We start from the raw sequence: 23789 nt of genomic DNA, 5'->3' as shown, positions 1-23789 counted from the left end.
ACAAGGAGACGGAGCGGAGGCTCCGGATTAGGTTATGGCAAGGCAAGAACAAGCCAACGACGTTTTCGCCCTTACCTCATTCCTCTATGGCGGCAATGCCGACTATATTGAGGAGCTGTATGCCAAGTACGAGGATGATCCCACATCGGTTGATCCCGAGTGGCGTGAGTTCTTCGCACAGCTGAAAGATGATGCCGACGATGTGCGTAAAAACGCGCAGGGCGCAAGCTGGACGCGCAAGAACTGGCCCATTCCGGCCAATGGCGAGCTGATCTCGGCGCTTGACGGCAACTGGGCCAGTGTCGAAAAGCATGTGACCGACAAGCTGAAGGACAAGGCCAAGGCTGACGCCAAGAGTGCCGCTGCAGCATTGACCGCCGAAGAGATTGCACAGGCTGCACGTGATAGCGTTCGCGCCATCATGATGATCCGCGCCTATCGTATGCGCGGCCACCTCCATGCCAATCTTGATCCGCTTGGTCTTGCTGAAAAGCCAAACGACTTTAGCGAACTTGATCCGGCAACCTATGGCTTCACACCTGCCGATTATGATCGCAAGATTTTCATCGACAATGTTCTGGGTCTTGAATATGCGACCGTGCCGCAGATGCTTGAAATCCTCAAGCGCACCTATTGCGGCAATATCGGCGTCGAATTCATGCACATCTCTGATCCGGTTGAAAAGGCTTGGATTCAGGAACGCATCGAAGGCCCGGACAAAGGCTATGCCTTCACCGCTGAAGGCAAGAAGGCCATTCTGTCGAAGCTGATCGAAGCTGAAGGCTTTGAGCAGTTCATCGATGTGAAGTATAAGGGCACCAAGCGTTTCGGTCTTGATGGCGGTGAATCGCTGATCCCGGCGCTCGAACAGATCGTCAAGCGTGGCGGGCAGATGGGCCTCAAGGAAGTCGTGCTTGGCATGGCGCACCGTGGTCGTCTGAACGTGCTGTCTCAGGTTATGGGCAAGCCGCACCGCGCAATCTTCCACGAGTTCAAGGGCGGCTCTTATGCGCCTGACGATGTGGAAGGTTCGGGTGATGTGAAGTACCATCTTGGTGCTTCCTCGGACCGCGAGTTCGATGGCAACAAGGTTCACCTTTCGCTGACTGCAAACCCGTCGCATCTTGAAATCGTCAATCCAGTTGTCATGGGCAAGGCACGCGCCAAGCAGGATCTGCTTGTTGGCCGCACCCGCGACGACATGGTGCCATTGACGGAACGCGCCAAGGTTCTGCCGCTGCTTCTGCATGGCGATGCTGCTTTTGCCGGTCAGGGTGTGGTTGCTGAATGCCTTGGTCTTTCAGGTCTGCGCGGTCACCGTGTCGGCGGTACGCTGCATTTCATCATCAACAACCAGATTGGCTTCACCACCAATCCGGGCTTCTCGCGCTCTTCGCCTTATCCGTCGGATGTGGCCAAGATGATCGAAGCACCGATTTTCCACGTCAATGGCGATGATCCGGAAGCGGTTGTTTTTGCAGCCAAGGTTGCGATGGAATTCCGCATGATCTTCCACAAGCCGGTGGTCATTGACATGTTCTGTTACCGCCGCTTTGGTCACAATGAAGGTGACGAACCATCCTTCACGCAGCCGTTGATGTATAAGGAAATCCGCGCGCACAAGACAACTGTTCAGCTTTACAGTGAAAAGCTGATTGCTGAAGGTTTGCTGGTACAGGCTGACGTCGATAAGATGAAGGCTGACTGGCGCGAAAAGCTTGAGCAGGAATTCGAAGCTGGCCAGAGCTACAAGCCGAACAAGGCTGATTGGTTCGATGGTGCCTGGAGTGGTCTGCGCACGGCTGACAATGCCGATGAGCAGCGTCGTGGCAAGACCGGCGTTCCAATCAAAACGCTGAAAGAAATCGGCAAGAAGCTTGTTGAAGTGCCAAAGGACTTTCATGTCCACCGCACGATCCAGCGCTTCCTTGATAACCGTGCCAAGATGGTTGAGACGGGCGAAGGCATTGATTGGGCAACGGCTGAATCGCTTGCTTTCGGTTCGCTTGTTTCGGAGGGCCATCCGATCCGTCTGTCGGGTCAGGACGTTGAACGCGGCACCTTCTCGCAGCGTCATACGGTTCTTTACGATCAGGAAAACCAGAACCGCTACATTCCGCTGAACAATGTTCAGAAGGGTCAGGCGATCTACGAAGCCATCAACTCGATGCTTTCGGAAGAAGCCGTGCTCGGTTACGAATATGGTTATTCGCTGTCCGATCCACGTGCGCTGGTGCTCTGGGAAGCCCAGTTCGGCGATTTCGCCAATGGTGCGCAGGTTGTCTTCGACCAGTTCATCTCGTCGGGTGAACGCAAGTGGCTGCGTATGTCGGGTCTCGTCTGCCTTCTGCCGCATGGCTATGAAGGTCAGGGTCCAGAGCATTCGTCAGCGCGTCTTGAGCGTTATCTCCAGCTTTGCGCTGAGGATAACATGCAGGTTGCCAATGTTACCACGCCGGCTAACTACTTCCACATTCTGCGCCGTCAGATGAAGCGTGACTTCCGCAAGCCGCTTATCATGATGACGCCGAAGTCGCTGCTGCGTCACAAGCGTGCTGTTTCAAGCCTGAACGAATTGTCGGGTGATTCGTCGTTCCACCGTCTGCTTTGGGATGATGCCCAGTACAACAAGGGCGATGAAGGTATTAAGCTTCAGAAGGATGCAAAGATCCGTCGCGTCGTTCTGTGCTCGGGCAAGGTCTATTATGATCTTTACGAAGAGCGCGAAAAGCGTGGCATTGACGATGTCTATCTTCTGCGCGTCGAACAGCTGTATCCGTTCCCGGCCAAGGCACTCATCAATGAGCTGTCGCGCTTCCGTCAGGCAGAAATTGTCTGGTGTCAGGAAGAGCCGAAGAACATGGGTGCGTGGTCGTTCATCGATCCGTATCTGGAATGGGTTTTGGCGCATATCGATGCCAAGCATCAGCGCGTTCGCTATACCGGTCGTCCGGCAGCGGCATCGCCTGCAACGGGCCTGATGTCGAAGCATCTTGAACAGCTGGCCGCATTCCTTGAGGATGCACTCGGCAATTAATTTAACTTTCGGCCGGAAGCAGTTTGAAAAAAGCTGCTTCCGCTTGAATTGAAGTCAAATCTAACGATTGAAGATCAACGGAAGAAGAAACCATGGCTACCGAAATTCGCGTTCCCACGCTTGGGGAGTCCGTTACTGAGGCAACCATCGGAAAGTGGTTCAAGAAAGTCGGCGATGCTGTTGCTGTCGATGAACCTCTGGTGGAACTGGAAACCGACAAGGTAACAGTGGAAGTTCCAGCTGCGGCTGCGGGCGTACTGGCCGAAATCGTGGCACAGGAAGGCGACACGGTTGAAGTGAACGCACTGCTCGGCCAGATTTCCGGTGCGGGTGCTGCACCTGCTCCGAAGAAGGAAGAAGCCAAGCCAGCTGCAGCTGCTGCTCCGGTTGCGGCCCCTGTTGCGTCGGCATCGTCGGGCCCGGCAATGCAGCCAGCCCCCGCCGCTTCAAAGCTCATCACTGAAAAAGGCCTTTCGGCTGATCAGGTTGAGGGTTCGGGCAAGCGCGGTCAGGTTCTCAAGGGCGATGTTCTTGACGCGATCGCCAAGGGTGTTTCGACTGCTCCTGCGGCAGCCGCTCCTGTTGCAGCGCGTCCGGCTTCGTCGGCTGATGATGCACCACGCGAAGAACGCGTGAAGATGACCCGTCTGCGCCAGACCATTGCCAAGCGCCTCAAGGATGCGCAGAACACCGCTGCGATGCTGACGACTTACAACGAAGTCGATATGTCGGCAGTGATGGAACTGCGTTCGCGCTATAAGGATATTTTTGAGAAGAAGCATGGCGTGAAGCTCGGCTTCATGGGCTTCTTCACGAAGGCTGTGACGCATGCGCTCAAAGAAATTCCGGCTGTTAATGCCGAGATCGACGGCACCGATATCATCTACAAGAACTTTGCGCATGTCGGCATGGCCGTCGGCACCGACAAGGGTCTTGTTGTTCCTGTTATCCGCGACGCTGATCAGCTTTCGATCGCAGGCGTTGAAAAGGAACTGGGTCGTCTTGCGAAAGCGGCACGCGACGGTTCTTTGTCGATGGCAGACATGCAGGGCGGCACATTCACCATCACCAATGGTGGTGTTTACGGCTCGCTGATGTCTTCGCCGATCCTCAATTCGCCGCAGTCGGGTATTCTTGGCATGCACAAGATCCAGGAACGTCCGGTTGTTGTTGGCGGCCAGATCGTCATCCGTCCGATGATGTATCTTGCACTCTCCTACGATCACCGCATCGTTGACGGCAAGGAAGCCGTGACCTTCCTTGTTCGCGTCAAGGAAAGCCTGGAAGATCCGGAGCGTCTGGTTCTTGATCTTTAATCGGAGACAGTGATGGAGCCGGGCATGTTTTCATCGTCGCCTTTTCTTCCGCTGATTGGCTGGAGTGTGGTTCTGCTGGTGGTTCACATCCTCTTGCAGGGCTTTACGGCGACGAGGGAACTCGGCTCCCAATGGAATGCAGGTCCGCGCGATGAAGGGCGCAAGCCCTCCGGTCATCTGGCCGGTCGTGCGGACCGTGCGTCTGCTAATTTCCGCGAGACCTATCCCGCATTTGTTGCGCTCGCTCTTGCACTTGTGTTCAAAGGGGAGGCGGCAGGTTTCGGGCTTTATGGTGCATGGATCTGGTTTATCTGCCGCATTATCTATGTGCCGCTTTATCTTGCGGGCATTCCCTATATCCGCTCGCTTGTCTGGATCGGTTCGCTGGCCGGGCTTGCGTGCATGTTTTTCAATCTGGTTTTTTGATGGTTGCCTGCATCTCTTGATGCGGCGGCGAAGGAAAAGCGATGCATCCCTATCTGTTTGAACTTGCATCCCTGATGGCGATTTTTGCCTTTGCTATCGTTTCGCCGGGCGCTGATTTGGCTATGGTTATCCGCCAGTCGCTGATGCATGGACGTCGTGAGGCCATCATCACCAGTTTCGGCATTGGTTCGGCCTTAATGATGCATGTCACCTATACGGTGCTTGGTCTCGGGCTGATTATTTCCAAGTCGATCTATCTGTTTAATATCGTGAAATGGTGCGGTGTGGCCTATCTGGTCTATATCGGCATCAAGGCACTGCGCGCTGGTACGACGAAGATCGATATCGACATGCGAGAGCAGGACAAGCAACGCAAACAGAGCGCGCTCAAGGCTTTCAGCCTTGGTTTTGCCGCCAATGCGCTTAACCCCAAGGCGGTGTTTTTCTTTCTGTCGATTTTCTCGACCGTCGTCAGTCTTCATACACCGACAGAAGTCAAGCTTGGCTACGGCGTTGTGATGGCCACAGCATTGATTTCGTGGTTTATCGGTGTCAGCCTCTTTATGACAACGCCGAAGATGCGCGCGGTTTTTTCGCGTGCTTCAAAGTGGATCGACAGAACGAGTGGCGTTGTTTTCATTGCGCTTGGTCTGAAACTTGCTGCTGAAAAGGCGCATTAAAGCTGCCGGATGAACGAGGAGAACCGACAGATGCCTGATGTTAAGAAGCTCTTCAAAGTGGTGGCAGCATCTGCGCTCGCCGTTACGGTTTTCTCAAGTGCTGTTCAGGCCGCCTGCACGCAGAACCGTGCAGTGTATCGTGACCGGGGTGATGCTTACACGCTCACGTTTCATGAGGGGCAGTCGAACGCGCTCAAGATGAATCCGGCCCCCACCAATGAATTCACGATTACCGCCGATGACAAGCCGGAGTTCAAGCTTTCCGGTCTCGTGATCTGGCCGGAAGAGGGCGTTGCACGTCCGTATGCGCTCATTACCTATAACTGCAAGAACGGTGGCACTGACCCTGAAGACCTTGATGATTGCAGTCTCTGGCAGAGCGTTATCTATGCGCTGAAAGAAGGTGCGGAAGCCGATGTGTTGCCCAAGGCCGATGAGCCGGCAGCGCAGGCCATTCTGTTTCCCGATCTGGCAACAGCGCTCGACGGATATGATTTTGGTGCAGCGAAGCCTGAAAAGCCGCTTCAGTTCGAGACGTTTCGTTTCAAGGCCTGCACCCCTGAAGAATGACCGGATTTCCGGTTTTGTAACAGTTTAAGGGCCGTAACGGCCATTCTGGATCAGACTGAAGAAGGATAGTTTAATGTCATACGATGTGGTTGTCATCGGTACCGGCCCCGGCGGTTATGTTGCTGCAATCAAGGCCGCACAGCTTGGCCTTTCGGTGGCGGTGATCGAAAAGCGCAAGACCTTTGGCGGCACGTGTCTCAACGTTGGCTGCATTCCTTCCAAGGCGTTGTTGCACGCATCGGAAGTGTTTGCGGAAGCCGGACATTCTTTTGATACGCTGGGTGTTGAAGTCGGTACGCCGAAGCTCAATCTTGAAAAGATGATGGCGCACAAGGATGCGACGGTGAAGTCGAATACGTCGGGCGTCGAATTCCTGTTCAAAAAGAACAAGATCACGCCATTCATCGGCACCGGCAAGATCGTTGCCAAGGGCAAGGTTTCCGTGACGGCCGAAGATGGCAGCGTTCAGGAAATCGAAGCCAAGAACATCATTATCGCAACCGGTTCGGATGTTGCTGGCATTCCCGGTGTCAAGGTGGACATTGATGAGAAGGTCATCCTGTCTTCAACGGGGGCAATCGCGCTCGACAAGGTTCCGGGTCATCTGGTTGTCGTTGGCGGCGGCGTGATCGGTCTGGAGCTTGGTTCCGTCTGGTCCCGTCTTGGTGCGAAAGTGACGGTTGTCGAATATCTCGACAAGGTTCTGGGCGCGATGGACGGCGAAGTGTCCAAGCAGTTCCAGCGTCTTCTTGAAAAGCAGGGCATTGTTTTCAAGCTTGGCGCAAAGGTGACGGGCGTTGAAAAGGCTGGTAAGGGCGCAAAAGTGACCTTTGAACCAGTCAAGGGCGGCGATGTGGAAACACTCGAAGCCGATGCCGTTCTGATTTCGACTGGCCGCCGTCCTTATACCGATGGTCTTGGTCTTGCTGAAGCAGGCGTTAATTTCGATGATCGCGGTCGTGTGGCAATCGATGATCATTGGCGCACCAATGTCGAGGGCATTTATGCCATCGGTGACGTGGTTCAGGGCCCAATGCTCGCACATAAGGCCGAAGACGAAGGCATTGCCGTTGCGGAAATCATCGCCGGTCAGGCAGGACATGTAAACTTCGACGTTATTCCAAGCGTTGTTTATACGCAGCCGGAAGTCGCCTCCGTTGGCAAGACCGAGGAAGAGCTGAAAGCCGCAGGCATCGAATACAAGATCGGCAAGTTCCCGTTCACGGCCAATGGTCGCGCACGCGCCATGCAGCACACGGATGGCTTTGTGAAGATCCTCGCCGACAAGGCAACGGATCGCGTTCTTGGCGCCCATATCCTCGGCTATAATGCCGGCGAAATGATCCACGAGCTGGCTGTTCTGATGGAGTTTGGTGGTTCGTCCGAAGATCTCGCACGCACCTGCCATGCGCATCCAACCATGTCGGAAGCCGTTCGTGAATCGGCGCTGGCAACCTTTGCCAAACCAATCCATATGTAATTATTGGTTCAAACCAATATGAAGAAAGGCCTGCTCGCGCAGGCCTTTTTTTGTCAGTTTTTTGCCGGGGGCAGGCGGTGCCGTGGGTTGCGCTGATTGTTCCGAAACAGCGTAGTCAGGCGCGGGGATGCGCGTTGTCATACACTTCGAGAAGGCGTGCGGTATCGACGCCGGTATAGACCTGTGTTGTTGAAAGGCTCGCATGACCGAGCAGCTCCTGAATGGTGCGCAGATCGCCGCCACGGCCAAGCAGATGCGTGGCAAAGGAATGGCGCAGGGCATGCGGGGTTGCGGTATCGGGAAGGCCGAGGCCGGCACGCAGTTTCTGCATCTCGCGTTGAATAATGGCGGCATGAAGTTGTCCGCCCTTGGCACCGCGGAACAAAGCTTTGTCGGGCGAAAGATCAAACGGGCAAAGCGCTCTGTATTGCGCCACGGCGCGATGCACCGCTGGCAACAGTGGCACCATGCGGGACTTGCCGCCTTTACCGGTGATGGTGATCGAAAGCACGGATGGGTCGTTTAGCGCTTCACCCGCAAGGCTTAAAGCTTCTGAAATGCGCAGGCCGCACCCATAGAGCAGTGTGAGAACGGCAGCATTGCGCGCTGCAATCCACGGCTCTTCCGCCATCTGGCCATCGGCAGCAACAACGCGGCGCGCATCTTCTGCGGTGAGTGGCTTTGGCAGCGACTTTGGCTGGCGCGGTGCGCGTATGGCACCTGCACCGGCTGCATTGATCAGGCCGCGCCGTTCCAGATGCCGCAACAGCGAGCGAACGCCTGCGAGACCGCGGCCAAGCGTGCGCGCGCCTGCACCATTGTTGCGGCGATTGGCAAGATAGGAGCGCAAATCCGCGATACGCAGATTGCCGATGTCTTTGATCGACGGCGGCTCGCCCAGATGCCCGGTCATGAATTGCAGAAACTGGCGTGTGTCGCGCTCATAGGCTTCAAGGGTGTTTTCCGAAAGACGGCGCATGTCTTTGAGTGATTTCAGCCATTCCTCGCGTGCCGCTGCAAGGTCGGCGCGGGCTGGGATAAGGAATTCGGCTTTGCTGGTCATGATCGGGATTCGCTCTTGGCGTTGTTGTCGGTGCAGTGTGACAGCGATAGGTTGCCGGGCAGTAAATATTGCTTTTCGCTCTTTTCCTTGGCGTTCTTGCGAGAAATTGGGTATGCGATTAGCAATTGTATCTAATCACGGAAATATTCATGCCTCGTCCCGAGAACCCAATCCAGCTTGCCGTCATCGGAGCCGCGCATGGCATACGTGGCGAAGTCCGGGTCAAGACATTTACCGATGATCCGCTGGCTATTGCTGATTACGGCCATCTCTATGATGCGCAGGGCAAGGCCTATGAGGTGCTGGAAGCCCGTGCGGCAAAGACTGTGGTTGTTGTTCGCTTCAAGGGCGTCAATGATCGCAATGCTGCCGAAGCGCTCAACGGCACCGAGCTTTTCATCGACCGCTCACAATTGCACGATGATGAACTTGATGAAGATGAGTTTTTCCAGACGGATTTGATCGGGCTTGAAGCCGTTGATGCGAACGGTCAATCCTATGGGGTTGTGAGTGCCCTTTTCGATTTTGGTGGCGGCGATCTGATTGAGCTCAGTCTTAAAGGCAAACGTCCAATGCTGATCCCGTTTACGGAAGCAGCGGTGCCGGAAATCGATTTTGACAAGGGGACTATAACGGTCGAGCCTTATGCTGCGGGACTGATTGCCGAGGATGATGAGGCAGCGCTTCGCGAATATACCAAGCAGCAAAACGACCAGAAGCGACCAAAGAAATCATGAGCGCGCTTTCTGATACGGATAAAGCGCGACCGGGATTTCATGCTTCGGTGCTGACGCTTTATCCTGAAATGTTTCCGGGGCCGCTTGGCATTTCGCTTGCTGGCAAGGCGCTTTCTGAAAGCACGTGGTTGCTTGATACAGTGCAGATTCGCGATTTTGCTGAAGGCAAGCATCGCATGGTGGATGACACGCCATCGGGTGGTGGTGCGGGCATGGTGATGAAACCGGATGTGGTGGCGCGCGCGCTCGATTCGGTTGCTGATGATCGCCCGATGCTGCTGATGAGTCCGCGCGGTGCGCCGCTCACACAAAAGCGCGTGCGTGAACTGGCTGACGGTCCGGGCGCGATTATTCTGTGTGGCCGTTTTGAAGGTGTCGATGAGCGGGTGATCGAAGGACGCGCGCTCGAAGAGATTTCGATCGGCGATTATATTCTGTCGGGTGGCGAGACTGCGGCCATCGTTTTGCTGGATGCGATTGTGCGGCTTTTGCCTGGCGTGATGGGCAACCGGGAATCGGGCGAGGCGGAAAGCTTTGAAACCGGGCTTCTGGAACATCCGCATTATACCCGCCCGCAGATTTGGGAGGATCGCTCGATCCCTGAAATTCTCACCTCCGGCAATCATGGTGCGATTGATAAATGGCGCCATGCTGAGGCTGAACGCATTACAAAAGCACGGCGTCCTGATCTTTGGGAAGCCTATCGCAAGGGCAAGCGCTCATGAACCTGATCCAGCGGCTTGAAAGCCTTTCTCTGGCGCTGTTGGCGCTTGGCGCATATTGGGTGATGGGCGCAAACTGGTGGCTGTTTGCGATTCTCGTCCTTGCACCGGATCTATCGTTCTTTGCTTATCTTAAAGGACCACGCACGGGCGCTGTCGTCTATAATATCGCGCATAGCTGGATTGGCGTTGTGCTTGTGGCCGTGCTTGGCTGGGTTATGAGCTGGCCAGTTTGCCTTTTGATTGCGCTTATCTGGGCTGTTCATATTGGCGTGGATCGTGCGCTTGGCTTCGGCCTTAAATACGGAACCGGTTTTCAGGATACGCATCTTGGCCGTATTGGCGGAAAATAGCGATTTCGCAGCACCGATATTGATTCATTGACGGCAATGGTGTATTGCCGCGCCAGTTGGGCAAAAGCCCGACATCTTTAAACCAATAAATAGTGTACCGCTCCTGCCTGATTTTTCGGGCATAACCACTGGGCCAAAGATGCTTGGTGGTGAGTGCAGAGCGCTCTGGCTGTTTGAGAAGAATTCAGAAGGAAGAGACGATGAATATCATTCGTCAGCTTGAAGCCGAACAGGCAGCCAAGATCGAAGAAAAGCGCAAGCTTCCAGATTTCCAGCCAGGTGACAGCGTTCGCGTTCAGGTGCGCGTTACCGAAGGTACACGTACCCGTGTGCAGGCTTATGAAGGCGTTTGCATTGCCCGTTCCGGCGCTGGCATCAACGAAAACTTCACCGTTCGCAAGATTTCTTACGGCGAAGGCGTAGAGCGCGTATTCCCGGTTTATTCGCCAATCGTAGAAGGTGTTGAAGTTGTTCGCCGCGGTAAGGTCCGTCGCGCGAAGCTTTACTACCTCCGTGGCCTCACCGGTAAGGCTGCACGTATTGCTGAAAAGAAAGACAACCGTTCCAAGGCAGAACGCGAAGCCGACAAGATCGCTGCTGCCAAAGCAGAAGCTGCAAAGACTGCTGCTGAATAAGCCAGTTGTGCAAGAATCTGAAAAGGGCGGCCTTTGGGTCGCCTTTTTTATTTGCAAAAGCCAAAAGGCTGCGTAACATATTGCACAATTTCGCCTACATTGCGCAAGATTGTTACTGCGACACCCTGTTGCGGTTTGTGTTTCTTGACGAAATGCGGTGGCGGGTGCATATGACAGCCAATTAAGAACTATTCAAAGGAACTCTCGCAATGAGCGCGCCGCGTACACTTTATGACAAGATCTGGGACGACCATGTGGTGGATCAGCAGGACGATGGTACCTGCCTCCTTTATATTGATCGCCATCTTGTGCATGAAGTGACAAGCCCACAGGCTTTCGAAGGCCTGCGCATGACGGGCCGCAAGGTGCGCCATCCTGAGCGTACACTGGCTGTTGTCGATCATAATGTTCCAACATCGCCAGATCGTATCAACGGCATCAAGAATGAAGAAAGCCGCATTCAGGTTGAGGCTCTTGCCAAGAATGCCGCTGATTTTGGCGTTGAATATTATTCCGAGCGTGATCGTCGTCAGGGCGTGGTGCATATCGTTGGTCCAGAGCAGGGCTTTACGCTGCCGGGCATGACGATTGTGTGCGGTGACAGCCATACATCGACGCATGGTGCATTTGGTTCGCTGGCGCATGGTATCGGCACATCGGAAGTCGAACATGTTCTGGCAACGCAGACGCTGATCCAGAAAAAAGCCAAGAACATGCTGGTGCGTGTTGAGGGTGAACTGGCTCCGGGCGTTACTGCCAAGGACATCACGCTTGCCATCATCGGCGAAATCGGCACCGCAGGTGGCACCGGCTACGTGATCGAATATGCAGGCAGCGCCATTCGCTCGCTGTCGATGGAAGGTCGTATGACCGTCTGCAACATGTCGATTGAAGGTGGTGCGCGCGCCGGTCTTATTGCGCCGGATAAAACCACATTTGAATATATCAAAGATAAGCCGCGTGCGCCCAAGGGCGAAGAGCTTGAGCAGGCGATCCGGTATTGGAAGACGCTCAATTCGGATGAAGGGGCGCATTTCGACAAGATCGTCGAGCTTGATGCTGCCAAGATTTCGCCGGTTGTATCCTGGGGCTCATCGCCGGAAGATGTGGTCTTCGTCACCGGCATCGTTCCCAACCCGGACGAGATCAAGGACGAAACCAAGCGTGCATCCAAGTGGCGTGCGCTTGACTATATGGGCCTGAAGCCTGGCACCAAGATGACGGACATCGCCATTGACCGCGTTTTCATCGGATCTTGCACGAACGGACGTATTGAGGATTTGCGCGATGCAGCCCGTATGGTCGAAGGCAAGAAGGTTGCGGCAAGCGTGAACGCCATGATCGTTCCGGGTTCGGGCCTTGTGAAGGAGCAGGCGGAAGCCGAAGGTCTCGACAAGATTTTCATCGAAGCGGGTTTTGACTGGCGCGAGCCGGGCTGTTCGATGTGCCTTGCCATGAATGATGACCGTCTGAAGCCGGGTGAGCGTTGCGCTTCGACGTCAAACCGTAACTTTGAAGGCCGTCAGGGCTTCAAGGGTCGCACGCATCTCGTTTCGCCCGCCATGGCAGCCGCTGCAGCGATTGCCGGTCATTTCGTGGACATTCGCGACTGGAACTGATGGTCGTAAAAGATCATTGAAAAAACCGCCGGAGTGATCCGGCGGTTTTTTTGTTTCGTAAACAACGTATTATTTGCATTTCTAAATTAGATGCTTTTTTAGCGGTTTTGGTCTAATATAGCATTCAATGAATGGTGCGGGGTGTGGTCTTCTCGCGCCACCAGATATATGCAGGGATGGACGGATGGATGGTGCTGAGTTCATACTGCTTATAAATACGACGGTTTCGGGTCTGTTTGCTCTCACCTTTTTCGGTATCGCTGCCTATGCCCGTGATAACGCTGCCGCCCCCGTGTTTGGGCTCGGCTTTGTTTTTGCGATGCTGTACTTTCTCACTGAGATCCTGATCTCCTTCCTCCCCAGCCAGAAATTCGCTTACATGCTCAGTTTTGGCATGTATTTCATAACGCTTTCCTGTCTGGTTGTCGGTCTTGCCCGCATGTATGGTCTTCCTGTGCCGTGGGTGCGGCTGGGGCTTCTCTTTGCCGGTTCGCTGGTCATGATCTTTGCGATTTACGATATCGCCCGCAGTCAGATGCTTGGCCGTATTCTTTATCAGTTGCCGTATTTTCTGATCCTCGTGCTGGCTGCGTGGATCGTTTTGCGCAGCCGCACGAGCGTTCATTCCCGCAGCAAGCCCTTTGGCAGGTCGTGGGGGGCATTGGATGGCATGATGGCGGCGCTCTTTATGGTGAGCGCCCTTCATTTTCTGATTAAACCGGTTCTCGCCACTATGGTCGGCGGTGTTGGTGCTTCGCCTGATGATTATATGCATACCAATTATGCGCTGCTGGTTCAGTCGATCGGTGCCGGGCTTTCGGTTGCCGGTGGTTTGCTGCTTCTGCTCAGTCTGATGGGGGAGCTGATTTCCGATGTGACGCTGCGTTCGGAGACGGATCAGCTTTCCGGACTTCTCAACCGTCGCGGTTTTGAATTCCGCGCCGAAGCGGCGATCGAAAAATCCAAGCGCATGCGACAGGCACTTTCGCTGATTATCTGCGATATTGATTACTTCAAGTCGATCAACGATACCCATGGACACGCTTTGGGCGACAGGGTGATTGCAGCTTTTGCTGATGAATTGCGTCGTGCGGCGGCGGCGAAGGATGGCATTGCCGCACGGATGGGCGGCGAGGAGTTCGCTGTTCTGTTGCCCGGCCATACCATCCAGTCGGCATGGCGTTTTGCTGAACGCGTACGGCTGGCCTGTGCCGATATAACGCTTTCCGGTCCTTCGGGCGATGTGGGTTTCGCGGTGAGTTTTGGCGTGACGGAAATGGAGTTCGACGATGTCTTTGCCGATGTCTTTAAGCGGGCTGATGGCGCGCTCTATGAAGCCAAGAAGAATGGCCGCAATTGCGTTCGCACGGCACTTCCGATGATGCTTGACGATAATGTGGTCGAGCTTCGTGGTGCTGCCAAAGGTCGTTGAGCACTTCCAATGCTTCAATCAAACAGGAAATGCTCTGGCTCATCTGATTTTGTGCGCGCCGCGCTTTACCTTTGGTCGGGCTGGCGTCTACAATCGTTGAGCTCCGTGATGCTGGGCTGTGTTTCGAGAGAGAGTTCTTATGACCAATGATCATTCCGTCGATATCGGGCTGCTTCATCTGCGGGACGCGCATGAGTTTGCGCCTCTGCTTGCGAGTTATGCACAAGCGTTGAAGCGCGGGGCACCACGTCGCCCGGATGAGTTTTACGCCGAGCAGCTTTTGCAGGATCGTGCCACAGAAATTCTCGGCGCACGCGTGGATGGCAATCTGGTTGGCTTTGTGATTTTTTATGATCTTCCTGAACCTATTTCCGGCCTGCGCGCCGGCCAGGTTGACCATATTTATGTGCATCATGATCATCGCGGTAAGGGTATCGCCAAAGCGTTTATTGATCTGCTTGCCGACAAGGCGGAAGAGCGCAGCTGGTCGAAGCTTATGCTCAATGCGCCGCGTGTTCCTGAAGATGGCCGCAAGTTATATGAGCAGATTGCCGCCGCTGCCGACTGGTCCAGCTATGTGATTCGCTTTGGCAACTAAGCTGCGTCCGCAAAAGTAGATGAAATTACACATGTTTTTGTGAAACATCGACTTCAATCGTTTGAATTCAGGAATCACGCGAATGTGTCGTTGAGGTGCGACCAATTGTTAGTCTTTTCGTGAAAAAGCGTCTTTGACGTGGTGGTGAAAGCGCAGTAGAAAGCGCCTCATAGGGTCGTGTGACACGATCCAGCCACATTTTCTGGGTCGTGCCGGCGCAGGATTGAAGATTCTGTTTCCTGTGCTGTGAACGACATCGAACTCGGTTCTGCATGAACCGGCCATTCGCTTTGTCATGCCAAACGTGTTTGGCGGGATAAGGCGGGTAGAAACGTCAGGGAAGCCCACGAGAGCCATGACACAACCGACCGCAACGCGTCAGCGTCCTTTGTCGCCGCATTTGTCGATTTATCGACCAAAGATCACGATGACGATGTCCATCATCCATCGTATCACGGGCGGCGCCCTTTATTTCGGAACCCTTCTTCTCGCTGCATGGCTGATTGCGGCTGCAATCGGTGAAGATGCCTTCAACACCGTAAGCGCAATCTACAGTTCGTGGTTTGGCTATCTGGTTCTGTTTGGCTACACTTGGGCGCTTCTGCACCATCTGGCCGGCGGTGTGCGCCATTTCATCTGGGACATGGGTGCCGGTCTTGAAAAGCACACAGCCAGCAAGATTGCATGGCTGACGCTGGCCTTCTCGCTGCCTGCAACGATCCTTGTCTGGGTTGTTGCTTTTGCAGTGCGCTGAAAGGAGTTCTGACATGAACGATATGCGTACGCCTCTCGGCAAGGTTCGTGGACTTGGCTCGGCCAAGGAAGGCACCGGCCATTTCTGGTTTCAGCGCATGAGTGCTGTCGCACTCGTGCCGCTCGTTCTGTTTTTCATAGGTCTGGTTATTTCGCTTCACGGCGCAAGCTATGCCGAAGTAAAGGCCGCTTTGGCGCATCCGTTCACCGCTCTGGTGATGGCGCTGTTCGTGCTGACCGGCGTCTATCACATGCGTCTTGGCATGCAGGTTATTATTGAAGATTACATTCACGGCGAAGGCATGAAGGTCCTGCTCGTCATGCTCAACACCTTTTTCACGGTGGTTGTGGGCGTGGCTTGCGTTTATGCGATCCTCAAGCTGAGCTTCGGAGGTTGATAGCCCGATGGCTAGTGCACAAAACAATGCAGCCAATGCTGCGGGCGAAAAGAACTATACGTTCATCGATCACAAATTCGACGTTGTTGTCGTTGGCGCTGGCGGTGCTGGCCTGCGTGCAACGCTCGGTATGGCCGAACAGGGTTTTAAGACCGCCTGTATCACCAAAGTGTTCCCAACGCGTTCGCACACGGTTGCAGCGCAGGGCGGCATTGCCGCTTCGCTGAAAAATATGGGGCCGGATAGCTGGCAGTGGCATATGTACGACACCGTCAAGGGGTCGGACTGGCTGGGCGATACGGACGCTATGGAATATCTGGCGCGTGAAGCACCGGCTGCGGTTTATGAGCTGGAACATTACGGCGTTCCGTTCTCGCGTACCGAAGAAGGCAAAATCTATCAGCGCCCATTCGGCGGCCACATGCAGAATTTTGGTGATGGTCCACCAGTACAGCGCACGTGTGCGGCCGCTGACCGTACCGGTCATGCGATCCTGCATACGCTTTACGGCCAGTCGCTGAAAAACAACGCGCAGTTCTTCATTGAATATTTCGCGCTTGATCTCATCATGACCGATGGTGTTTGCACCGGCGTTGTTGCGTGGAACCTTGATGATGGGACGATCCATCGCTTTTCCGCGAAAATGGTGGTTCTGGCGACGGGTGGTTATGGCCGTTCCTATTTCTCGGCGACTTCGGCGCATACCTGCACCGGCGACGGCGGCGGCATGGCGGCGCGTGCGGGGCTTCCGCTCCAGGACATGGAATTCGTTCAGTTCCACCCAACCGGCATTTACGGCGCGGGCTGCCTGATTACGGAAGGCGCACGCGGCGAAGGCGGCTATCTCGTTAATTCCGAAGGCGAGCGCTTCATGGAGCGTTATGCGCCTTCCGCCAAGGATCTTGCTTCGCGTGACGTTGTTTCGCGCTGCATGACCATGGAAATCCGCGCTGGTCGCGGCGTTGGCAAGAACAAGGACCACATCTACCTGCATCTCGACCATCTTGATCCGGCTGTTCTGCATGAACGCCTGCCGGGTATTTCCGAGTCGGCCAAGATTTTCGCAGGCGTTGATGTGACCAAGGAACCGATCCCGGTTCTGCCAACCGTGCACTATAATATGGGCGGCATTCCAACCAATTATTGGGGCGAAGTGCTGAACCCGACGCAAGAAGATCCTGACCGCGTTCAGCCGGGCCTGATGGCTGTGGGTGAAGCAGGCTGCGCATCCGTGCATGGTGCCAACCGTCTCGGCTCCAACTCGCTGATCGATTTGGTTGTGTTTGGCCGTGCGGCTGCAATTCGCGCTGGCGAAGTCATCGACCGCGCTGCGAAGATTCCTGACATCAACGAAGCAGCCGTCGATAAGATCATGGATCGTTTCCATCGCCTGCGTTATGCCAACGGCTCGACACCGACCGCAGAACTGCGCGAAAAGATGCAGCGCACCATGCAGGAAGATGCTGCCGTTTTCCGTACTTCTGAATCGCTCAAGCAAGGCGTCGAGCGTATGTCCGCAATCTGGAAAGAACTGCCTGACGTTAAGGTCAGTGACCGTTCGATGATCTGGAATTCGGATCTGGTTGAAACGCTGGAACTGGAAAATCTGATGGCAAACGCGATGGTGACAGTCGTTTCGGCTGAAGCCCGTCAAGAAAGCCGCGGTGCGCATGCGCATGAGGACTTCCCGGACCGTAACGACGCCGAATGGCGTAAACACACCCTTTCCTGGCTGTCGCCAAATGGCGAAGTGAAGCTTGATTACCGTCCAGTTCATCTCGATCCGCTGACGACCGAGGAAGAAGGCGGCATCAATCTGGCCAAGATTGCGCCCAAGAAGCGCGTTTACTGATCGAGGGAATGAGCAATGGTTGAACTCGCACTTCCCAAGAACTCCCGCATGCAGGAAGGCAAGACCTGGCCGCGTCCAGATGGTGCCAAGAATGTCACGGAGTTCCGCATTTATCGCTGGTCGCCGGATGACGACGCAAATCCAAGCATCGACACGTATTATGTCGATCGTGACGATTGCGGCCCGATGGTGCTCGACGGTCTTCTTTATATCAAGAACAAGATCGACCCGACGCTGACGCTGCGCCGTTCGTGCCGTGAAGGCATTTGCGGGTCCTGCGCCATGAACATTGATGGTGCCAACACGCTTGCCTGTACCAAGGGCATGGATGAGATCAAGGGCTCCATCAAGGTTTATCCGCTGCCACATATGCCGGTGGTGAAGGATCTGGTGCCGGATCTGAGCAACTTCTACGCCCAGCACCGTTCGATTGAGCCTTGGCTCAAGACGGTATCGCCAGAGCCGCAGAAGGAATGGCTGCAGAGCCACGAAGATCGTCAGAAGCTCGATGGTCTTTACGAATGCATTCTCTGCGCTTGCTGCTCGACCTCGTGCCCAAGCTACTGGTGGAATGGCGATCGTTACCTCGGACCAGCCGTGCTGCTTCAGGCCTATCGCTGGCTGATCGACAGTCGCGACGAAGCCAAGGGCGAACGTCTCGACAATCTCGAAGATCCGTTCCGCCTCTATCGCTGCCACACCATCATGAACTGCGCGCAAACCTGCCCGAAGGGTCTCAACCCTGCCAAGGCGATTGCCGAAATCAAGAAGATGATGGTCGAGCGCCGCGTGTAATCGCGGCAATCGCTTCTTCTTGCGATCCCTGTCGGCCTGCGGCCTCTACGCCTCTTGTGCCGAAATCAAGACGATGATGGTCGAGCGCCGCGTGTAATCGCGGCAATCGCCTCTTCTTGTGATCCCTGTCGGCCTGTGGCCTCCACGCCTCTTGTACCGAAATCAAGGAGATGATGGTCGAGCGCCGCGTGTAGAACGTGTTTTCATAATCGATAGAAGGGAGGCTCTGCCTCCCTTTTCTTTTGCCAAAATAATGGCGGAGGCTTGATTTTTCCGTGCTGGCCATATCTGATCTGAAAGCAGAAACTTAACGCTGCTTCAGGGGGGCATCATGCTTGATCATATCGGTTTCAATATTTCCAGCATGACAAAGTCCGGCGCTTTCTATGACGCTGCGTTGGCGCCACTCGGCATCACGCGGGCGATGGAGTTTGGTGACTGGGTCGGCTATGGCCGCAATGGCAAGCCGGAATTCTGGATCGGCAAGCAGAAGGGCGCAAAACTCGAAGGCGTTTTGCATGTGGCTTTTTCGGCAGGCACCCGCTCGGAGGTTGATCGCTTTTATGAGGCTGCCATGGCTGCGGGTGGGCGTGACAATGGCAAACCGGGAATCCGCGAGCATTATCATCCCGATTATTATGCAGCCTTCGTGCTTGATCCTGACGGGCATAATATCGAAGCGGTCTGTCATCTTCCCGAATGAAAAAGGCGGGCCATGCCCGCCTTTCGATTATCTGCCAGCTCGCGTGAGATGGGCGCTCGGATTATTTATTTTAACGCGCATCTTTGTCCGAAATCCGTTTCACACTTCTCGGGATACGCTTTAAACCAGCTTGGCGTCCAGTGTCACTTCAATGGCACCCAGTGCTTTTGACAAGGGGCAGGATTCCTTCGCCTTTTTTGCCAGCACCGCAAAATCAGCTTCTTCAATGCCAGGAATTGTGGCTGTAAGCGTGATTGCGCTCTTGCTGATTGCAAAGCCACCACCTGAAGCCGGTCCAACGCTTATAGCCGCTGTTGCTTCAAGCTTTTCCGGTGGTGTGCCGTGCTCTGTCAGAAGTGCTGAAAGCTGCATGGCGAAGCAGCCGGCGTGCGCTGCCCCCAGAAGCTCTTCGGGATTTGTGCCTGCGCGTCCGCTTTCATCTTCAAAGCGCGCTTTGAAATCATAAGGAAGGTCTTTGAGCGCGCCGCTCTGCGTGTTGAGCGTGCCTTTGCCTTCCTTGAGTGTGCCTTTCCAGACTGCGGTTGCTTTTCTGTCCATTGGGAAGCTCCTCTTGATTGGTTTCTAACCACCAGATAGGGCAGCTTCCCCAAGCTTCCAGATTAAATCGCCTCGCCTTGCAATAGGCGCGGCGTTTCGCCCGAAAGACCGGCTGCCTGCTTGATGAAGAAGGATTTGAGGCTTGGTACGCGGTCCACAAGGCCCAGTCCGATGTCGCGGATGGTCCGGACTGCGGGATTGTCGTTGGAGAACAATTTTGTCAGCACGTCGGTTGTGACGCCCATCTGCACGGTGTCGAAACGACGCCAAGCCTGATAGCACTCAAGCGCTGCAAAGGAGCCGATGTCGAGGCCGAGGCGGTCCGTTTCAACGATAACTTGGGCAATGGCTGCTGCATCACGGAAGCCGAGATTGAGGCCCTGGCCGGCAATCGGGTGGATACGGTGGGCTGCATCGCCCACAAGCGCAAAGCGTGGCTTCACAAATTCGCGGGCCAGTGTCAGGCCAAGCGGGAAAGCACGGCGAGGGCCTTCAACGTGCAGCGCGCCAAGACGGTGTCCAAAACGCTGCTCAAGCTCGGCATCAAAGATGAAATCATCTTCGCGGACCAGACGTTCGGCATCAGCTCTGCGTTCTGTCCACACGAGCGAACTGCGATTGCCTTTGAGTGGCAGGATGGCAAAGGGGCCGGCAGGCAGGAAATGTTCATCCGCGCGGCCGCCATGCGGACGCTCATGCTTAACATTGCAGACAATGCCTGATTGGTCATAGTCCCAGTTCACTGTCTTGATGCCAGCAATGTCACGCAGGCGCGATTTTGCGCCATCCGCGGCAATCAACAGACGTGTGATGAGTGTTTCACCATTGGCCAGCGTGACGGTGACGGATTCAGGGCTGGTTTTAAACGTCTCGACACTCATGCCCTCAATGAAGGTGATGCCGAGTTCGTGTGCCTTTTTGTGCAGCGCAGTGTTGAGCACGCGGTTTTCAACCATGTGTGCGAAAGGTTCGCCGGGGTTCACATCGCCTGAAAAGGTTAGAAAGACCGGGCGCACAGGATCGGAGGTGCGGGAATCAGTGATGACCATTTCAGTGATCGGCTGCGCGTCGGCAACGATCTCCTGCCAGCAGCCGAGTTTATCGAGCATGCGCGAAGCCGCCGCTGCAATGGAGGATGCCCGTGGGTCCTTCTTCCATGCGCCCACCGGGGCGCCGTCAATGACGGCAACAGAAAGATGCGGAGCCGCCGCCTTGACCGCCACGGCAGTAACGAGGCCGACATAGCCGCCGCCTGCGATTACCAGATCGCTTTTTTCCGTGGTTTTCTGCTTGCTTGCCGCAGCCATTGCCTCTTCCTTTCGGATATCTTCAGAGCGCTCTTCGATGAACATATCAGGCTGCAACAGGACACAGGAACTTGACAGTTTCGTCTATGCAGGCCCAAACAGTTCAACAAAATATATCGTCTATATAAGGTTCCAGGAGACAGGCTGTCCATGTCGAATAACGAAAAGACCGATCTATTGAAGGCTGAGCAGACTGCTGCCATGCAGCAGCTTCTCGATACGCTTGATCTTGAAACGCTTGAAATGGATCTTTTCCGCGGCAACAGCCCGCAGGTGGGCTGGCAGCGCGTTTTTGGTGGGCAGGTGATCGGGCAGGCGCTGATCGCAGCGCAGCGCACCGTCGACCCCGAACGGCATGTTCATTCGCTGCATGGCTATTTTGTGCGGCCGGGCGATCCGGCTATACCGATCATTTATGAGGTGGATCGCATCCGCGACGGGTCAAGCTTCAACACGCGCCGCGTGTTGGCAAAGCAGCACGGCAAGGCGATTTTTACGCTCTCAGCATCGTTCCAGATTGATGAAAATGGTCTGGAGCACCAGATCAATATGCCCGAGGGACTTCCCATGCCGGAACAATTGATGGGCGATCATGATCTTAAGGAAGAGTATTTGCATCTGGCACCGGCAGGCGTGCGCAAATATTGGGAGCAGGAGCGCCCCATTGAGATCAAGCCGGTGTCACTCAAGCATTATTTTTCGCGCGAAAAACTGCCACCAAGCCAGCATGTCTGGGTGCGAGCACGTGGTATCGTGCCGGATGAGCGTGCGCTACAGGCCGCTATTCTCGCCTATCTTTCGGATATGACTTTGCTGGATACATCGTTGCATCCGCACGGGCGCACGATTTTCGATCGCGACTTGCAGGTGGCAAGCCTTGATCACGCCATGTGGTTTCATCGCCCAAGCCGGCTCGATGACTGGCTTCTTTACACACAGGACACACCGAGTGCGTCCGGTGCACGTGGGCTGAACCGTGGCGCGCTTTATACGCGGGACGGTGTGCTGATTGCGTCAGTCGCGCAGGAAGGCCTTATTCGTGTGCATGAAAAAGACAAATGATGATATTTTAATCATCATTGTCACCGGTGTTTAATTTTTAATCAATGTCGATTGGGTGAAAATGGGCATTGGCCGTAAAAGCTGAATCCAATGAATCACTTAGAGTGGTTTTTCGCACGTAGAAAAACCACTCCTTCTTTTTTCTGACAGAAATTTCAGGCGCGTCTGCGTTTCACGCGAGGGTCGAAAAGCCCTGTTTCGGGGCGGAAATGTGGCACTCTCCACCGTGATCTTGCCAGATACTGCGTTTGGAATATGAGAAAAATTGCATTTTCTTTGGGTTGTCGCGCGCAACTGGCATGATTTTTGTTTCTATCAGTTCGAACCGGTCTTTTCAGCGCAGACGCGTTTGAAGCCGCCATTCGACGGAGATATTCGATGCTGATAACAGGAAGATTCAAGCAAACGGCTTTAGCCACCTTGCCTATGCTGCTCGTTCTTGCAGGGACTGCGCTGGCACAGGACGCATCCCAGCCGACACCAACTCTTGATACTGGCGATACTGCCTGGATGCTGACTTCAACCGCGCTTGTGTTGATGATGACAATTCCCGGTCTTGCGCTGTTTTACGGCGGCATGGTGCGCAAGAAGAACGTACTTTCGACAGTTATGCAGAGCTTTGCCATTACCTGCCTTATGTCGGTGTTGTGGATGTTCTTCGGCTATTCGCTCGCCTTCACCGATGGCGGTTCGATGAATGCTTATATCGGCGGCTTCGATAAGGCATTTCTGAAGGGCGTCACGATGGATTCGCTCACCGGGACGATCCCGGAATATCTCTTCATCGTCTTCCAGATGACCTTTGCGGTTATCACACCCGCCCTTATCGCCGGCTCGTTTGCCGAACGCATGAAGTTCTCCTCGATGCTGGTCTTCATGGTTCTGTGGCTGTTCATCGTCTATGTGCCGGTTGCACATTGGGTCTGGGGCGGCGGCTTCCTTGGCTCTGACGGCGTTCTTGATTTTGCCGGTGGCACGGTTGTTCACATCAATGCCGGTGTTGCCGGTCTGGTTGCAGCGCTCATCATTGGCAAGCGCGATGGCTACGGCCACGTCAATATGGCACCACACAATCTCGTTCTCTCGGTTGTTGGTGCAGCCCTTCTGTGGGTGGGCTGGTTTGGCTTCAATGCAGGTTCGGCTCTGGGTGCAAACGCACTGGCTGCCGTTGCCATGCTCAACACGCAGGTTGCAACCGCTGGTGCGGCTCTTGCCTGGATGTTCATCGAATGGGCGATTTCGGGCAAGCCAAGCGTTCTCGGCATTATTTCGGGTGCGGTTGCCGGTCTTGTTGCCGTAACGCCTGCTGCGGGCTTTGTTGACCCAACGGGCGCATTGATCATCGGCGTGATTGCGGGTGCTGTCTGCTACATCGCAGCCGTAAAGATCAAGCACGCGCTTGGTTATGACGATTCGCTCGATGCCTTTGGCGTTCATGGTGTTGGCGGTTTTGTTGGTGCGATCCTCACTGGTTTCTTTGCCGATGTTACGATCAATGCGGCAGGTGAAGGGGCAACCATGGGCAAGCAGTTCTTCGGCGCTGCCATCACCGTTGTCTACACGGCGATCGCAACCGCAATCATCCTTTATGTGATCAAAGCCGTGATGGGTCTGCGCCCGAGCAAGCAGGCTGAAATGGAAGGCCTTGATATCGCGTTGCACGGCGAATCTGTTCAGTAGAACAGGCTTGTCT

Annotated in this window: 23 protein-coding genes; 20 read left to right on the top strand and 3 right to left on the bottom strand. The window is 54.8% G+C overall.

What is annotated here, in order from left to right; all coding sequences use genetic code 11:
* The first annotated feature begins 34 nt into the window (after window positions 1–34).
* The 6 genes from ABE530_RS12975 (at window position 35) to lpdA (ending at window position 7509) form a co-directional block, all read left to right on the top strand.
* Window positions 35–3037: a 2-oxoglutarate dehydrogenase E1 component gene (locus ABE530_RS12975; RefSeq protein ID WP_265982377.1), complete on the top strand. Its 3003-nt coding sequence runs from the start codon at window positions 35–37 to the stop codon at window positions 3035–3037.
* 92 nt (window positions 3038–3129) lie between these two features.
* A complete protein-coding gene (odhB, locus tag ABE530_RS12970) occupies window positions 3130–4353 on the top strand; it encodes a 2-oxoglutarate dehydrogenase complex dihydrolipoyllysine-residue succinyltransferase (RefSeq protein WP_499694763.1) in 1224 nt (407 codons plus the stop codon).
* 12 nt (window positions 4354–4365) lie between these two features.
* Entirely contained in the window at window positions 4366–4779 is a 414-nt protein-coding gene (locus tag ABE530_RS12965; RefSeq protein WP_265982375.1) for an MAPEG family protein, read from the top strand.
* Window positions 4780–4820: 41 nt separating this feature from the next.
* Window positions 4821–5459 (top strand): LysE family translocator, encoded by a 639-nt coding sequence (locus tag ABE530_RS12960; protein WP_499694762.1) that lies wholly within the window; start codon window positions 4821–4823, stop codon window positions 5457–5459.
* A gap of 30 nt (window positions 5460–5489) precedes the next feature.
* Complete coding sequence (locus tag ABE530_RS12955) at window positions 5490–6029, top strand: hypothetical protein (protein WP_265982373.1); 540 nt, start codon at window positions 5490–5492, stop codon at window positions 6027–6029.
* Window positions 6030–6102: 73 nt separating this feature from the next.
* Window positions 6103–7509 carry a dihydrolipoyl dehydrogenase gene (gene lpdA, locus ABE530_RS12950; RefSeq protein WP_499694761.1) on the top strand — a complete coding sequence of 469 codons (1407 nt, stop codon included), beginning with the start codon at window positions 6103–6105 and terminating at the stop codon, window positions 7507–7509.
* A 115-nt stretch (window positions 7510–7624) separates the two neighbouring features.
* Here lpdA and ABE530_RS12945 read toward each other — a convergent pair whose 3' ends face one another.
* Complete coding sequence (locus ABE530_RS12945; protein ID WP_499694760.1) at window positions 7625–8572, bottom strand: tyrosine recombinase XerC; 948 nt, start codon at window positions 8570–8572, stop codon at window positions 7625–7627.
* Window positions 8573–8721: 149 nt separating this feature from the next.
* On the opposite strand from ABE530_RS12945, the gene rimM reads away from it, so the two are divergent.
* The 12 genes from rimM (at window position 8722) to ABE530_RS12885 (ending at window position 19169) form a co-directional block, all read left to right on the top strand.
* The gene (gene rimM, locus ABE530_RS12940; RefSeq protein WP_265982370.1) at window positions 8722–9309 is read left to right on the top strand and encodes a ribosome maturation factor RimM; all 588 of its coding nucleotides are present in this window, start codon (window positions 8722–8724) and stop codon (window positions 9307–9309) included.
* Entirely contained in the window at window positions 9306–10034 is a 729-nt protein-coding gene (trmD, locus tag ABE530_RS12935; protein ID WP_499694759.1) for a tRNA (guanosine(37)-N1)-methyltransferase TrmD, read from the top strand. Before rimM ends, trmD begins: the two co-directional genes overlap by 4 nt.
* Window positions 10031–10384, top strand: a complete 354-nt coding sequence (locus tag ABE530_RS12930) for a DUF4260 domain-containing protein (protein ID WP_265982368.1) — start codon at window positions 10031–10033, stop codon at window positions 10382–10384. The genes trmD and ABE530_RS12930 overlap by 4 nt, the downstream gene beginning before the upstream one ends.
* Before the next feature lie 200 nt (window positions 10385–10584).
* On the top strand, window positions 10585–11019 hold the full coding sequence (rplS, locus tag ABE530_RS12925; protein WP_265982367.1) for a 50S ribosomal protein L19: 435 nt from the start codon (window positions 10585–10587) through the stop codon (window positions 11017–11019).
* Window positions 11020–11228: 209 nt separating this feature from the next.
* A complete protein-coding gene (leuC, locus tag ABE530_RS12920) occupies window positions 11229–12638 on the top strand; it encodes a 3-isopropylmalate dehydratase large subunit (protein ID WP_499694758.1) in 1410 nt (469 codons plus the stop codon).
* Window positions 12639–12822: 184 nt separating this feature from the next.
* The gene (locus ABE530_RS12915) at window positions 12823–14070 is read left to right on the top strand and encodes a GGDEF domain-containing protein (RefSeq protein WP_265982365.1); all 1248 of its coding nucleotides are present in this window, start codon (window positions 12823–12825) and stop codon (window positions 14068–14070) included.
* Between the two features lie 139 nt (window positions 14071–14209).
* Window positions 14210–14668 carry a GNAT family N-acetyltransferase gene (locus ABE530_RS12910; RefSeq protein WP_265982364.1) on the top strand — a complete coding sequence of 153 codons (459 nt, stop codon included), beginning with the start codon at window positions 14210–14212 and terminating at the stop codon, window positions 14666–14668.
* A gap of 355 nt (window positions 14669–15023) precedes the next feature.
* Window positions 15024–15422 (top strand): succinate dehydrogenase, cytochrome b556 subunit, encoded by a 399-nt coding sequence (gene sdhC / locus ABE530_RS12905; protein ID WP_265982363.1) that lies wholly within the window; start codon window positions 15024–15026, stop codon window positions 15420–15422.
* 13 nt (window positions 15423–15435) lie between these two features.
* Window positions 15436–15819, top strand: coding sequence for a succinate dehydrogenase, hydrophobic membrane anchor protein (gene sdhD / locus ABE530_RS12900; protein ID WP_265982362.1), 384 nt, complete (start codon window positions 15436–15438; stop codon window positions 15817–15819).
* Window positions 15820–15826: 7 nt separating this feature from the next.
* Window positions 15827–17671, top strand: a complete 1845-nt coding sequence (sdhA, locus tag ABE530_RS12895) for a succinate dehydrogenase flavoprotein subunit (RefSeq protein ID WP_265982361.1) — start codon at window positions 15827–15829, stop codon at window positions 17669–17671.
* A 15-nt stretch (window positions 17672–17686) separates the two neighbouring features.
* Window positions 17687–18466, top strand: coding sequence for a succinate dehydrogenase iron-sulfur subunit (locus ABE530_RS12890; RefSeq protein ID WP_265982360.1), 780 nt, complete (start codon window positions 17687–17689; stop codon window positions 18464–18466).
* A gap of 331 nt (window positions 18467–18797) precedes the next feature.
* Window positions 18798–19169, top strand: a complete 372-nt coding sequence (locus ABE530_RS12885) for a VOC family protein (RefSeq protein ID WP_499694757.1) — start codon at window positions 18798–18800, stop codon at window positions 19167–19169.
* A gap of 120 nt (window positions 19170–19289) precedes the next feature.
* Here ABE530_RS12885 and ABE530_RS12880 read toward each other — a convergent pair whose 3' ends face one another.
* Together ABE530_RS12880 and ABE530_RS12875 are read right to left on the bottom strand one after the other, a co-directional pair.
* Window positions 19290–19727 (bottom strand): OsmC family protein, encoded by a 438-nt coding sequence (locus ABE530_RS12880; RefSeq protein WP_499694756.1) that lies wholly within the window; start codon window positions 19725–19727, stop codon window positions 19290–19292.
* A gap of 62 nt (window positions 19728–19789) precedes the next feature.
* Window positions 19790–21034: a ubiquinone biosynthesis hydroxylase gene (locus ABE530_RS12875; RefSeq protein WP_499694755.1), complete on the bottom strand. Its 1245-nt coding sequence runs from the start codon at window positions 21032–21034 to the stop codon at window positions 19790–19792.
* A gap of 150 nt (window positions 21035–21184) precedes the next feature.
* On the opposite strand from ABE530_RS12875, the gene tesB reads away from it, so the two are divergent.
* Together tesB and ABE530_RS12865 are read left to right on the top strand one after the other, a co-directional pair.
* Window positions 21185–22096, top strand: a complete 912-nt coding sequence (gene tesB, locus ABE530_RS12870; RefSeq protein WP_396996073.1) for an acyl-CoA thioesterase II — start codon at window positions 21185–21187, stop codon at window positions 22094–22096.
* A 378-nt stretch (window positions 22097–22474) separates the two neighbouring features.
* On the top strand, window positions 22475–23776 hold the full coding sequence (locus tag ABE530_RS12865; protein WP_265982355.1) for an ammonium transporter: 1302 nt from the start codon (window positions 22475–22477) through the stop codon (window positions 23774–23776).
* The last annotated feature ends 13 nt before the right edge of the window (window positions 23777–23789 follow it).

Origin of the sequence: Brucella sp. TWI559 (genome assembly GCF_039674265.1) — a bacterium.
Lineage (GTDB): Bacteria > Pseudomonadota > Alphaproteobacteria > Rhizobiales > Rhizobiaceae > Brucella > Brucella chromiisoli.
This window is presented reverse-complemented; position numbering and strand designations above follow the sequence as displayed.